11 protein-coding genes are annotated in these 12,889 nt (G+C 67.3%); 8 read left to right on the top strand and 3 right to left on the bottom strand.

What is annotated here, in order from left to right:
* Positions 1 to 67: 67 nt before the first annotated feature.
* A complete protein-coding gene (locus K2O51_RS15095) occupies positions 68 to 1,129 on the bottom strand; it encodes a CaiB/BaiF CoA transferase family protein (protein WP_220631298.1) in 1,062 nt (353 codons plus the stop codon).
* Between the two features lie 362 nt (positions 1,130 to 1,491).
* Between K2O51_RS15095 and K2O51_RS15090 the strand changes: the two genes are divergently transcribed.
* Positions 1,492 to 1,929, top strand: a complete 438-nt coding sequence (locus tag K2O51_RS15090) for a universal stress protein (protein WP_011296708.1) — start codon at positions 1,492 to 1,494, stop codon at positions 1,927 to 1,929.
* A 45-nt stretch (positions 1,930 to 1,974) separates the two neighbouring features.
* Here the strand turns inward: K2O51_RS15090 and K2O51_RS15085 are convergent, their stop codons facing one another.
* Positions 1,975 to 3,015 (bottom strand): serine/threonine protein kinase, encoded by a 1,041-nt coding sequence (locus K2O51_RS15085; RefSeq protein ID WP_220631297.1) that lies wholly within the window; start codon positions 3,013 to 3,015, stop codon positions 1,975 to 1,977.
* A 19-nt stretch (positions 3,016 to 3,034) separates the two neighbouring features.
* Positions 3,035 to 4,555 carry a DEAD/DEAH box helicase gene (locus K2O51_RS15080; RefSeq protein WP_220631296.1) on the bottom strand — a complete coding sequence of 507 codons (1,521 nt, stop codon included), beginning with the start codon at positions 4,553 to 4,555 and terminating at the stop codon, positions 3,035 to 3,037.
* A gap of 295 nt (positions 4,556 to 4,850) precedes the next feature.
* On the opposite strand from K2O51_RS15080, the gene K2O51_RS15075 reads away from it, so the two are divergent.
* The 7 genes from K2O51_RS15075 (at position 4,851) to lnt (ending at position 12,847) form a co-directional block, all read left to right on the top strand.
* Positions 4,851 to 6,542 carry a ClcB-like voltage-gated chloride channel protein gene (locus K2O51_RS15075; RefSeq protein ID WP_140950789.1) on the top strand — a complete coding sequence of 564 codons (1,692 nt, stop codon included), beginning with the start codon at positions 4,851 to 4,853 and terminating at the stop codon, positions 6,540 to 6,542.
* A 115-nt stretch (positions 6,543 to 6,657) separates the two neighbouring features.
* The gene (locus K2O51_RS15070) at positions 6,658 to 7,038 is read left to right on the top strand and encodes a hypothetical protein (protein ID WP_220631295.1); all 381 of its coding nucleotides are present in this window, start codon (positions 6,658 to 6,660) and stop codon (positions 7,036 to 7,038) included.
* Positions 7,039 to 7,122: 84 nt separating this feature from the next.
* Entirely contained in the window at positions 7,123 to 8,475 is a 1,353-nt protein-coding gene (gene miaB / locus K2O51_RS15065) for a tRNA (N6-isopentenyl adenosine(37)-C2)-methylthiotransferase MiaB (protein ID WP_011296703.1), read from the top strand.
* Positions 8,476 to 8,498: 23 nt separating this feature from the next.
* Positions 8,499 to 9,497, top strand: a complete 999-nt coding sequence (locus K2O51_RS15060) for a PhoH family protein (RefSeq protein WP_041679814.1) — start codon at positions 8,499 to 8,501, stop codon at positions 9,495 to 9,497.
* The gene (ybeY, locus tag K2O51_RS15055; protein WP_140950791.1) at positions 9,498 to 10,265 is read left to right on the top strand and encodes an rRNA maturation RNase YbeY; all 768 of its coding nucleotides are present in this window, start codon (positions 9,498 to 9,500) and stop codon (positions 10,263 to 10,265) included.
* A gap of 129 nt (positions 10,266 to 10,394) precedes the next feature.
* Entirely contained in the window at positions 10,395 to 11,276 is an 882-nt protein-coding gene (locus K2O51_RS15050) for a CorC family transporter (RefSeq protein WP_011296700.1), read from the top strand.
* Positions 11,273 to 12,847: an apolipoprotein N-acyltransferase gene (gene lnt / locus K2O51_RS15045; protein ID WP_220631294.1), complete on the top strand. Its 1,575-nt coding sequence runs from the start codon at positions 11,273 to 11,275 to the stop codon at positions 12,845 to 12,847. The genes K2O51_RS15050 and lnt overlap by 4 nt, the downstream gene beginning before the upstream one ends.
* Positions 12,848 to 12,889 lie beyond the last annotated feature (42 nt).

Below are 12,889 nucleotides of genomic sequence, written 5' to 3'. Positions count from 1 at the left end.
CCGGATGATGGATGCCGCATGGTATCCGAAGGTCTGCCCGCGCCTGCCGGCGCGACGCCAGTCCGGCTTACTTGGCCGCAGTGAAGCGCGGCGCCGGTGTGGAGCGCGCTACTTCGCGATCCCCCTGCTGGTACAGGCGGTAGGTGCCGCGCGCCTGGTTGTGCGGATGGCGTGCGGCCTCGTCCAGTGTCAGGACGCGGGCAAAGCAGACATCGGTGCCGCCGAGCAGCGATTCCCAGTGCGTGCTGGGCTTCGAAGCAATGAGGGCCGTCATGCGCGCCTTCACCGCCGGCCATTGGGCGCGGTCGTACTGCGCGGCCGGATCGATGTCGGTCAGTTCGAGCCGCTCGAGCAGTTCACGATAGAACTGCGGCTCGAGCGCGCCGAGCGTGATCGCGCGGCCATCGGAACAGGCAAAGACGTCGTAGAACGGCGAGTCATGGAATGCGCTGGGCTGCGGCCCGCCGAGCGTTCCGGCCGCACGCGACACCTGCACCAGCGAGCCCAGCATGGCGACGATATCGGTGATGGCAGCATCGACCACGCAGCCCTGCCCGCTCGAGCGCGCGTTCAGAATGGCGCTGGTGATGCCGAACGCCAGGCCAAGCGCGCCGGTGGCATCACCGACCACAGTGGGTGGCACCATCGGCAGCGCGTCGTCGCGCGCGGCCATCGACAGCAGGCCGGTCAGCGCGATGTAGTTGAGGTCATGCCCGGCGCTCTGCGCGAGCGGGCCGGTCTGGCCCCAGCCGGTCATGCGGCCGTACACGAGCCGCGGGTTGCGCGCATGGCATTCGGCCGGGCCCAGGCCCAGGCGCTCCATTGCGCCGGGGCGCAGCCCCTCGATCAGCGCGTCGGCGCCCGCCACCAGGTCCAGCGCGGCGGCGACGCCTTCAGCGGACTTCAGGTTGAGCTGCACCACGGCCTTGCCGTGTTCGAGTTCCATCTCGGCCGGCACATCCTGGCCGCGCAGGATGCGGCGCGCATCGGGGGCAACCGGGCGCGTCACCAGCGTGACCTCCGCACCAAGGCCAGCGAGCATGGCGCCGCACAGCGGGCCCGGGCCGATACCTTCGAATTCCACTACCTTGATGCCACGCAGGGGCAGGAGGTTGCCGCGCTCGCTCATGTTGCTGTCTCCGTCCAGGCATCGCGGCGGCCAGGCCTGGCGCGATTGCCCTGTGTTCTGGGATGAAAAGGCCGGGCGCCATGTCGCGGGCCCAAGCCGGGTTGGGCCCATGCTAAACGGGCGCGTGGCGGGCCAGCAATGGCCAAATGTGTCAGATGTCTTGACCAATCCGAACTCTCCCGCCCATAGGGCCCATAGGAGAATTCCGAATTTCTTGATCTGTGTCGGATTGTGACGAAAGACTTGCTGCGATGATGGTGCCAGACAGCCCGTCACCGCACCTGGAACCACGCGGTGGCCGATCCTGCCTATCCTAAAACCTGGCGTATCCGTACAGCGCCCCCATCCAGGAGATTCCCGCCATGTCCAATATCGTGCTCGCGACCGACGGTTCGGCCTTCAGTGACGCTGCCGCCCGCTTCATCGCCGAAGGCAAGCTGCTGCAGACCGGCTTCACCGTGCACGTGGTGCACGTCGCGCCCGAAGTCAGCGGCCAGGTCCGCGCCTTCGTCAGTAAGGAAACCATCGACGCCTGGCACCAGGAGGCCAGCGACAAGGCCATGGCCGGCGTGTGCGACATCCTGTCGGGGGCCGGCGTGCCGTTCGAGCGCCATGCGCTGCACGGGTTCGCGCCCGAGCGCATCGTGACCTACGCGCGCTCGGTGGATGCGCAGGCCATCATCATGGGCACGCACGGCCGTGGCTCGTTCTTTGATGCAGTGATCGGTTCGGTCGCCGGGCGCGTTCTCGCGCAGAGCGATTGCCCGGTGTTGCTGGTCAAGGCACCCCAGAAGTCCTGACCGGAACAGGCCGGGGGCTGACGCCAATGCGGCCGCCCTGATGCTTCAGGCGCCCCACAGGGGCGCTTCCTCCATCAGCGCGACTTGCTCGCGCAGCTCCAGGATGCGGTCCTGCCAGTAGCGCGCCGTCCCGAACCACGGGAACGCCGCCGGAAACGCGGGATCGCGCCAGCGGCTGGCCAGCCACGCGCTGTAGTGGAGCAGGCGCAGGGTGCGCAGCGCTTCCACGAGCCAGAGTTCGCGCGGCGCGAACTCGGCAAAATCTTCATAGCCCGCGACGATATCCGCGAGCTGGTCCTGCATGGCGGCACGGTCGCCTTCGAGCAGCATCCACAGGTCCTGCACGGCCGGAGCCATGCGGCTGTCGTCGAAGTCGACGAAATGCGGCCCTGCTGCGGTAAGGCCCGTAGACCGGACGTCGTCGCCGTCGATCCACAGCACATTGCCGCGATGGCAATCGCCATGCACGCGCAGCAGGCGGACGTCGCCGGCGCGGTCATAGCAGCGGCGCACGCCGTCCAGCGCAAGATCGACGACCGCCTGCCATGGAGCGAGCAGATCGGCAGGAATGCAGTTGTGGGCGAGCAGCCAGTCGCGCGATGCCACCCCGAACGTATCCGGATCGAGCGCCGGACGTGCCTGATAGGCGTTCATCGCGCCAACGGCATGGATGCGGCCGATGAAGCGGCCGAGCCAGGTCAGCGTATCCGCACGATCCAGCTCGGGCTCGCGGCCACCGCAGCGCGCGAAGACCGCGAAGCGGAAGCCGGCATGGTGTTGCAGCGTGCTGCCGTCCGGCCCGGGCAGCGCGGGCACCGCCGGGATCTCCGCATCGGCGAGCTGCTGCACGAAGGCGTGCTCTTCGAGGATGGCGGCGTCCGTCCAGCGGCCGGGCCGGTAGAACTTGGCCACCACGGGCGCGGCGTCCTCGATGCCGACCTGCCAGACGCGGTTCTCGTAGCTGTTGAGCGCCAGCAGCCGGCCGTCGGTGCGCATGCCCGACGAATCCAGCGCATCGAGGATCAGTTCTGGCGTCAGCCCTGCGAACGGGATGTCGCTGTCGCCGGATGCCTGATGCGCGCTCATGGTTGGATAGCCGATCGGATCAGCGCGCCGGCTTAGCCCGCGCGCCGCCAAGCAGTGCGGCCTGCGAGGCCGGGCGGCGGTTGTTGTGGCGCGCCGGGGCGCCAGTGGCGTCCTGAGCAGGCCGCGCCTGGCCGCCGCCGTTGCGTTGCGGGTTGCGCGGCTGAGCCTGGCCGGCGTTGCGGTTTGCGCCGCCGTGGCCACGGGCTGCCTCGCCCCCGGCCTGGCTGGCGCCACGCGGTGCGTTCTGGGCCGGGCGCTGACGCGGCTGGCCCTGCGACGGCTTGGCTGCCGCTGGCGCCGCAGGCTTTGCCTGCGCACGGCCACGTCCACCACCTTGTCCACCGCCCTGCCCGCCGCCTCGCTGCTGGCGACCCTTCTGGATCGGCTCCGCCGCGATGGTCGGATCGACTTCGAAGCCCGTCAGCACCGTCTGTTCGAGCTTGCGCTTGATCAGGCGTTCGATGTCGCGCAGCAGGCCATGCTCGTCCACGCAGACCAGCGAGATCGCCTCACCCTCTGCGCCGGCGCGGCCGGTACGGCCGATGCGGTGCACGTAGTCTTCCGGCACGTTGGGCAGGTCGAAGTTGACCACGTGCGGCAACTGGTCGATGTCGATGCCGCGCGCGGCGATATCGGTGGCCACCAGCAGCCGCAGCGTGCCGGCCTTGAACTCGGACAGCGCGCGCGTGCGCGCCGACTGGCTCTTGTTGCCGTGGATCGCCAGCGCGGACAGGCCGTCCTTGGTCAACTGCTCGGCGAGCCGGTTGGCGCCGTGCTTGGTCCGCGTGAAGACCAGCACCTGGTGCCAATCATGCTCGCGCACCAGGTGGGCGAGCAATTCGCGCTTGCGTTCGCGGTCCACCGGGTAGACGCGCTGCGCCACGGTTTCGGCCGTGGTGTTGCGGCGCGCGACCTCGATCGATGCCGGGTTGTTCAGCAGGCGGTCCGCCAGCGCGCGGATATCGTCCGAGAACGTTGCCGAGAACAGCAGGTTCTGACGCTTGGGCGGCAGGACGTTGAGGATCTTGCGGATGTCGTGGATGAAGCCCATGTCGAGCATGCGGTCGGCTTCATCGAGTACCAGCAGTTCCACGCTGGAAAGGTCGATCGTGCGCTGGGACACGTGATCCAGCAGGCGGCCCGGCGTTGCCACGACGATTTCCACGCCACGGCGCAGCTGTTCGATCTGCGGGTTGATGCCCACGCCGCCGAACATGACCATCGAGCGCAACCGCACGTACTTGCCGTAGTTGCGCACGCTTTCTTCCACCTGCGCGGCCAGTTCACGCGTCGGCGTCAGCACCAGTGCGCGCACCGCCGGCTTGCCCTGGCGCTGTGGCGCCGATTCGGACAGCAGCTGCAGCATCGGCAGCGTAAAGCCTGCCGTCTTGCCGGTACCGGTCTGCGCGCCGGCAAGCAGGTCGCCACCTTTGAGGATGGCGGGAATTGCCTGGGCCTGGATGGGGGTGGGGGTGGTGTAGCCCTGTTCGGCCACGGCCCGCACAAGCTTGTCGGACAAGCCGAGTTCGGAGAAAGACATGAATGAATGCTTCGGCCGTCCGTTGCGCGCTGGGCGCTGGGCGCGCCAGCCTGCAGGCAGCCTGGGTGATCTGACACAAAACCAGTCGGGGGACCGGCATAGCGGCGCGAGGCGTCCGCTGACGAAACAAAGGTCGGTAGTGTAACAGCCAAGCGCAAACCTATTGATCACATGGTGATGCATGCCGGTTGCTACACACGCTACGTTGCGGGAGTGTGGCCCTGCGCTATCATGCGGCCACCATCTGCCCCCGAACGCTGAAAGCCGCGCCGCCGCGCGGCCGGCGCCAGCACCCATGCGGTTCCGATTTCTCGAAGACCAGGAAGTCACGCTGTTTGCGGCGATTCCGGTCGGCATTCTTGCTGCGATTGCGACCACCCTCTTCAAGGAAGCGCTGGAGGGGGCCGGCATCGTCATCTTTTCCAGCAACGCGGATATCGTCGCGATCTTTGCGGCGCTGGCGCTGGCATGGCGCATCGTGGTGCCGGCGGTCGGAGGCGCGGTGGCCGGGCTGCTGCTACAAGCCGCTAACCGGCTCGCTGGCAGCGGCGGCGCGACCGACTACATGGAGGCCGTAGCCAACGGCACGGGCCGCCTGCCCGTGCGCGTTACGCTGCTGCGGTCGCTATCGTCGTTTTGCTCCATCGTCAGCGGGGCTTCGGTCGGCAAGGAAGGCGCCATGATCCAGCTCGCTGCGTTGTGCGGCGCGCTGTTTCCATCCACGCGCATCGGACAGCCCCACGGCGCTTCGAACATGCGGCGCATGCTGACTGCGTGTGGCGCTGCCGCTGGCCTGGCCACGGTCTACCACACGCCGCTGTCCGCGGCCGTGTTCGTCGCCGAAGTGGTGTTCGGAGCACTGGCCGTGCAGCGCCTGATGCCGCTGTTCCTGGCCTCGGTGGCGGGCGCCATGGTCAGCCAGTGGCATGGCGGCCTGCAGCCGCTGTATCCCGGCCTGCACATCGCAGCCGACGTGCGTCCGCAATTGATGCTGGCCGCGGCGGCGCTGGGGGTGGCCGCCGGCATCGTCGGGGCATTGTTCCTGCGCGCCGCCAGCATCGCGCGCGGGCGCTTTGCGCAGGTGCCCGGCGGCCCGGTCGCGCGGCTCGCGCTCGGCGGCGCACTGGTCGGCGTACTGGCCATGGCCGTGCCCGAAGTGGTCGGCAACGGCTTTTCCACGATCCAGACCATCCTGCAGGAACAGCCGCTGACAGTGTCGGTCGGCCTGGTGCTGCTGGCCAAGCTCGCGGCGACGGTCATCAGCATGGGCTCGGGCGCCGTCGGCGGTGTGTTCACGCCTTCGCTGTTCGTCGGCGCCGCGCTGGGCCAGTTGCTGGCGCTCGCAATGCAGGCGTTCGTGCCCGGCGCGCCGGCCTCGCCGGTCCTGCCGCTGGTCGGCATGAGCGCGTTCCTTGCCGCGACCAGCCAGGCGCCGCTGATGTCGGTGCTGATGGTGTTCGAAATGACGCTGGCGCCGGCTCTGCTGTTGCCCACCATGATCGGCGCGGTGGCGGCGTATTACACGGCGTCGCGCTGCCAGACGCTCTCGCTCTACAGCGTGATCGCCGACCGCGCGCAGGCGTCGGCCGCGGAAGAACATGCGCGGGCAATGACGCTGGCCGGCCTGTGCGACCCGACCGATACCACGCTCGCGCCGGATGCCTCGCTCGCCGCTGCCGCCGACAAGTTTGCGGAGACCGGCACACGCTACCTGTACCTGGTCGAGCCCGACGGGCGCCTGCTCGGGGCGCTGTCAATCCACGCGCTGCAACGCGCGCAGCGCGAAGACTCGGCCGCCGGCGTGCTCGCGCTAGCCGAACGCGACTTCCCGGCGCTGACGCCTGAGTCGCGGCTGCGCGACGCCCTGGAGGTCTTCGCCGCCCATGGCATCAACCGCATTCCGCTCGTGCGCGATGGCGCCAGCCGCGAACTGATGGGCACCGTTTCCAAGCAGCGTGTGCTGCAGGAAGCATCCTGTCTGTTCTAGGCGACGGGGCACCCGTGCCTTGAGCGATGCCGGACACGGTGCCATCGAACGGGTAAAATACCCGGTTACCCTTCAGCCTCCTTTTCAACCTGATCTGCGCTTTTCCGGAGCCCATATGCCCGCCGGCCGTTCCCTGCGTCAGAGTGCTTCATTGCGTTTCATCAAGCCGCTGCTGTCGCTCGGCGCGGCGCTGTGGCTCGGAGCCACCGGCGCCATGGCGCAGCCGATACGGGTCATCCCGGTCGATGCACCGCAGGCGAAGCTGGTTGTCGCCGCACCGACCGCCGGATCGCCGCAGACGGTCACGCTCGACGGCAAGACCATCGGCGTGGCACCGGGCCTGCGCGTGTTCGGCACCGACAACCAATTGCAGAACCTCGCCGCCATCGCGGGCCAGAAGCTGCCGGTGCGGTACAAGCTCGACCTGTACGGCCAGTTGCTGACCGCATGGGTGCTCAGCGAGCAGGAACAGAAGGCACTGAAGGCCAAGTCCTGATCCCCGGGAAGTACGGAGGCGTTCGCGCCATCCGTGTTGTTGCAACACCCTGATGCCCCCAGGTGAACCACTGAGACCGGCACCATGAAGAAAGTATTTGTGAAGACGTACGGCTGTCAGATGAACGAGTATGACTCGGACAAGATGGTCGACGTCCTGAACGCCAGCCAGGGGCTGGAACCCACCGACAACGTCGAAGACGCCGACGTGATCCTGTTCAACACCTGCTCGGTGCGCGAGAAAGCGCAGGAAAAGGTGTTCTCCGAACTGGGCCGCATGAAGGCGCTCAAGGCCGTGAAGCCCGATCTCGTGATCGGCGTGGGCGGCTGCGTGGCAAGCCAGGAAGGCGCGAGCATCGTCTCGCGCGCGCCGTATGTCGATGTCGTGTTCGGTCCGCAAACCCTGCACCGCCTGCCCGACCTGATCGCGCGCCGCCAGCGCACCGGCCAGTCGCAGGTCGATATCTCGTTCCCCGAGATCGAGAAGTTCGACCACCTGCCGCCGGCACGCGTGGAAGGCCCGAGCGCCTTTGTCTCGATCATGGAAGGCTGCTCGAAGTACTGCAGCTACTGTGTGGTGCCCTACACGCGCGGCGAAGAAGTCTCGCGTCCGTTCGAAGACGTGCTGGCCGAAGTGGCCGGACTCGCGGAACAGGGTGTGCGTGAAGTCACGCTGCTGGGCCAGAACGTCAACGCGTATCGCGGCGCCATGGGCGGCACCAGCGAGATCGCCGACTTCGCGCTGCTGATCGAGTACGTGGCAGAGATCCCCGGCATCGAGCGCATCCGCTACACCACGAGCCACCCGAAGGAATTCACGAGCCGCCTGGTCGAGCTGTACGGCCGCTGCGACAAGCTCGTCAACCACCTGCACCTGCCGGTGCAGCACGCGTCTGACCGCGTGCTGATGGCGATGAAGCGTGGCTACAGCGTGCTCGAATACAAGAGCATCATCCGCCGGCTGCGCATGCTGCGTCCCGACATGTCGATGTCGTCGGACTTCATCGTCGGCTTCCCCGGCGAGACCGATGCGGATTTCGACAAGCTGATGGCGCTGATCGAGGAAGTCGGCTACGACACCTCGTTCTCGTTCATCTTCAGCCCGCGTCCCGGCACGCCGGCGGCCAACCTGCACGACGACACGCCGCATGAAGTGAAGCTGCGCCGCCTGCAGCATCTGCAGGCCACCATCGAAGAGAACGTGCAGCGCATCAGCCGCAATATGGTCGGCTCGGTGCAGCGCATCCTCGTCGAAGGCCCGTCGCGCAAGGACCCGACCGAACTGCACGGCCGCACCGAGAACAACCGCGTGGTCAACTTCGCGCTGCCGGGCGTGCCGCAGGCCCAGCGCGACCGCATGATCGGCCAGATGGTCGATGTGTCGATCACTCAGGCGTTCCCGCATTCGCTGCGCGGCGAGATCGTGGTGCGGCAATGAGCGAAGGCATCCCACGCGCCAAGATGAAGATCGCCACCGCCGAATTCGTTGCCCCGCGCGACGACAACACGCGGCTGCAGAACCTGTGCGGTCCGCTCGACGAAAACCTGCGCCAGATCGAGCAGGCGCTCGACGTGACCATCCAGCGCCGCGGCCACCGCATGACGATACGCGGCGCCAACGCGCAGGACGCAGCAATCGCGCTGGAGCGTTTCTATAACCAGGCGCGCACGGCGCTGACGGTCGACGACGTGCAGCTCGGCCTGGTCGAGACGCGCCAGATCTCCGCGCACGGCAGCTACGTGCCGCAGGCCGATGACGAGAGCGGCGCGCCCGAGTTCGAGGACGAGTCCCCGGTGCTGCACACGCGGCGCGCGGGCCTGCAGGGCCGCACCGCCATGCAGCGCGAGTACCTGCGGCATATCCTGGCGCACGACCTGACGCTCGGCGTCGGCCCGGCGGGTACCGGCAAGACCTATCTGGCCGTCGCCTGCGCGGTGGACGCGCTCGAGCGCGACTCCGTCAAGCGCATCGTGCTGACGCGCCCCGCCGTGGAAGCGGGCGAGCGCCTGGGCTTCCTGCCTGGCGACCTTGCGCAGAAGGTCGACCCGTACCTGCGTCCGCTCTACGACGCACTGTATGACCTGCTTGGCTTCGACCGCACGCAGAAGATGTTCGAGCGCCAGATGATCGAGATCGCGCCGCTCGCCTACATGCGCGGCCGCACGCTGAACCATGCATTCATCATCCTGGACGAGGCGCAGAACACCACGCCCGAGCAGATGAAGATGTTCCTCACGCGCATCGGCTTCGGCTCCAAGGCGGTGATCACCGGCGACACCACGCAGATCGACCTGCCGCGCGGACAGAAGAGCGGCCTGGTCGAGGCCCAGCACGTGCTGCGCGATGTGCGCGGCGTCGCGTTCACGCGCTTCTCCAGCATCGACGTCGTGCGCCACCCGCTAGTGGCCCGCATCGTCGACGCCTATGACGAATACCACGCCCAGCACAAGGACGCGTAATTGAAAAACAGCAAATCGAAGTCTTCCGCAAAATCATCCGCCGTCAGCCTGACCCTGTTCGATGGTGACGGCCGCGCGCGCAAGAGCGCCGCGCATGCCGTACGCGTGCAGTTGCCTGACGGGCGCAGCCTGACCGTGGACCTGTCGCAGGCGGCCGACGGCGTGGTGGCCTTGCTGGCCGAACACACCGACACGCGCCAGCAGGCTGGCCTGCTGGTACGGCCCGACAACCATGATGCGCTGTCGGTGGCCGTCACCGCGACACCGGTGGTCACCACCACGGGCACCCCCGCCACGCCGCCCGCGCTGGAGCTCGACGTCCAGCAAGGCGACGGCATCGGCAAGCGCGCCGGCCTGCCATCGCGCAAGCAGATCGAGACGTGGGTGACGTCGGCGCTGTATGCCGACGCAGCGCTGACCGTGCGCTTCGTCGACGAGGAAGAAGGCCGCGCGCTGAACCGCAGCTATCGCGGCAAGGACTACGCGACCAATGTGCTGACCTTTGCCTACGCGGAGAGCGAGGACGACCCGGTGACCGGCGACATCGTGCTGTGCTGCCCCGTGGTCGAGACCGAAGCGCGCGAACAGCGCAAGCCGCTCGAAGCGCACTATGCGCATCTGATCGTGCATGGCGTGCTGCATGCCCAAGGCTACGAGCACGAGGACGACGCCGAAGCCGAGGAAATGGAAGCGATCGAGACCGAGACGCTGCAGGCCCTTGGTTTTGAGGATCCGTACCGCGACGACCACACACCGGTCGCGCACTGAAAACCGGGCTCGTCCACGTCTGAAGTGAGTCCGCCCGCACACAGTCGGCCGCCCCGCCGGCTGTGTCACGAGAGTAAACGGTCTTTTAGTGTATCCTTCAGACGATCTCCACCACGCGCTTGCCGCGAAATGAACGACCCCTATCCCAGTTCGAAGCCTGCCCATTTCAAGCAGTCCGATCGCCCCAGATCGCTTCTCGAACGCCTCACCGACCTGATTTCCCCTGAGCCCGAATCCCGCGCGGAGCTGCTTGCCGTGCTGCAGGATGCGCACGAGCGCAACCTGATCGACGCCGATTCGCTTTCCATGATCGAAGGCGTATTCCAGGTCTCCGAACTGACCGCGCGCGACATCATGGTGCAGCGCTCGCAGATGGATATGGTCAACATCGCGGACGCGCCGCAGGCCTTCATTCCCTTCATGCAGCTGACGGCGCACTCGCGCTTTCCGGTGTACGAAGGCAGCCGCGACAACATCATCGGCATCCTGCTGGCCAAGGACCTGCTGCGCTACTACACGGACGAGCAGTTCGACCTGCGCGAAACGCTGCGTCCGGCCGTGTTCATCCCGGAATCGAAGCGCCTGAACATCCTGCTGCGCGAGTTCCGCAACAACCGCAACCACATTGCCATCGTCGTCGATGAATACGGCGGCGTGGCCGGACTGGTCACGATCGAAGATGTGCTCGAGCAGATCGTCGGCGACATCGAGGACGAATTCGATCTCGACGAAGACCAGGACAACATTCTGCCACTGCCCGACGGCGGCTGGCGCGTGCATGGCCTCACCGAGATCTCGCAGTTCAATGAGGCCTTCGGCACGGCGTTCTCGGACCACGACGTCGATACCGTGGGCGGGCTGCTGACCAACCATCTCGGCCACGTGCCGCATCGCGGCGAGATCATTACGCTGCCGCCGGTCAGCTTCGAAGTGCTGCGCGCCGATGCGCGCCAGGTGCACCTGCTTCTCGTGCACCGCGAGTCGTCCACGAACCACCTGACCGACGCATGAAGCGCCAGGCTCCTGCCCTGGCCGCCGCAACCGGCGCCGAACGCGCACGCGTGTCCGGCGCGACCATGGCGCGCCTGCTGCTCGCGGGCATGCTCGGCATCGCCCATACGCAAGCGTTTGCCCCGCATGACTGGTGGTGGCTGCAGATTCTTTCGCTGGCCGGCCTCGCCGCGCTGGTCGCCGACGCGCCGCGCGCGCGGGTAGCTGCCGCCACGGGTTACGCGTTCGGCCTGGGCTGGTTCCTGTCCGGTATCTGGTGGCTCTACATCAGCATGCACGTCTATGGCGAGATGCCGGCCTGGATGGCCGCGCTCGCCGTGGTGCTGTTCAGCGCCTACCTGTCGCTCCACCCCGCGCTGGCCGCTGCTGCGTGGCACCGCCTTGCCACGCGGCTGCCGCGCCTGTCGATCTGGTCCCCGCTTGCCTTCGGCGCGGCCTGGGGATTGTCGGAATGGCTGCGCGGCGTTGTCTTCACGGGATTCCCCTGGCTGTCGGGCGGCTATGCGCATGTCGACGGTCCGCTGGCCGGCTTTGCGCCGCTCTTTGGCGTGTACGGCATCGGCGCGCTGGCTGCGACGGTGGCGGCACTGCTGGTGGTGGCGGTGCGCGCGTTTGCGCAGCGCACCCACGGCCGTGGGATGGTTGCCGCCATACTCGCCGTGGCGGTGCCTGCCGCCGGGGCGGCCCTGGTGCCACTAGCGTGGACCACACCGGCCGGGAAGCCGATCACAGTCAGGCTGCTACAGGGCAATGTGCCGCAGGACATCAAGTTCGAGCAGGCCGGCGTGCAGCGTTCGATCGAACTCTACCGCGACATGATCACGGCAACGCCGGCCGATCTTGTCGTGACGCCGGAAACCGCTTTCCCGGTCATCCTGCAGGACCTGCCGGTCGAGGTCGCGCTCGCCATGCGCGACTTCATGGAGAAGTCGGGCACCACCGTGCTGTTCGGTGCGGCGGGCGCCGATTCCGCGGTCGATTTCACCAACAGCGTGTTCGGGATCGGTCCGCAGGCGCGCCAACTCTACCGCTACAACAAGCATCATCTGGTGCCGTTCGGCGAATTCATCCCGCTGGGCTTCCACTGGTTCGTCGACATGATGAAGATGCCGCTCGGCGATTTCCGGCGCGGTGGGCTAGACCAGCCGCCGATGCCTGTGCGCGGCATCCGCGTGGCGCCGAACATCTGCTACGAGGATCTGTTCGGCGAGGAGATCGCCCAGACCCTGCGGCACCAGGCCGAGCCGGCCAACATGATGGCGAACCTGACCAACCTGGCGTGGTTCGGCGACACCATCGCCCTGGACCAGCATCTGCAGATTTCACGCATGCGTGCGCTGGAAATGCGCCGCCCGATGCTGCGTGCGACCAATACCGGCATGACCGCAGTCGTGGCGCCGGACGGCAAGGTACAGGCGCGCCTTCCGACGTTCACCGTCGATGCGCTGACGGCATCGGTGCAGGGCATGCAGGGGCTGACGCCCTATATTCGCTGGGGAAATGTGCCGGTGCTGGCCTGGTTCGTAGCCGTGCTGGCTGCCGTAGCCTGGCGCGCGTGGCGCGCGGGCTGAAGCGCCTGTGCGATCACAGGCGGCAAGTGTGGCAGGGCGCGT

The organism is Cupriavidus pinatubonensis, assembly GCF_019602855.1.
Classification (GTDB): Bacteria; Pseudomonadota; Gammaproteobacteria; order Burkholderiales; family Burkholderiaceae; genus Cupriavidus; species Cupriavidus pinatubonensis.
This window is presented reverse-complemented; position numbering and strand designations above follow the sequence as displayed.

Bases quoted from the DNA above. Each gene is read 5' to 3' on its own strand.
- K2O51_RS15050 (WP_011296700.1), top strand. From the start codon at position 10,395: ATGAACGACCCCTATCCCAGTTCGAAGCCTGCCCATTTCAAGCAGTCC.
- K2O51_RS15095 (WP_220631298.1), bottom strand. From the start codon at position 1,129: ATGAGCGAGCGCGGCAACCTCCTGCCCCTGCGTGGCATCAAGGTAGTG.
- K2O51_RS15070 (WP_220631295.1), top strand. From the start codon at position 6,658: ATGCCCGCCGGCCGTTCCCTGCGTCAGAGTGCTTCATTGCGTTTCATC.
- K2O51_RS15075 (WP_140950789.1), top strand. From the start codon at position 4,851: ATGCGGTTCCGATTTCTCGAAGACCAGGAAGTCACGCTGTTTGCGGCG.
- K2O51_RS15060 (WP_041679814.1), top strand. From the start codon at position 8,499: ATGAAGATCGCCACCGCCGAATTCGTTGCCCCGCGCGACGACAACACG.
- K2O51_RS15080 (WP_220631296.1), bottom strand. From the start codon at position 4,555: ATGTCTTTCTCCGAACTCGGCTTGTCCGACAAGCTTGTGCGGGCCGTG.
- lnt (WP_220631294.1), top strand. From the start codon at position 11,273: ATGAAGCGCCAGGCTCCTGCCCTGGCCGCCGCAACCGGCGCCGAACGC.
- miaB (WP_011296703.1), top strand. From the start codon at position 7,123: ATGAAGAAAGTATTTGTGAAGACGTACGGCTGTCAGATGAACGAGTAT.
- K2O51_RS15090 (WP_011296708.1), top strand. From the start codon at position 1,492: ATGTCCAATATCGTGCTCGCGACCGACGGTTCGGCCTTCAGTGACGCT.
- K2O51_RS15085 (WP_220631297.1), bottom strand. From the start codon at position 3,015: ATGAGCGCGCATCAGGCATCCGGCGACAGCGACATCCCGTTCGCAGGG.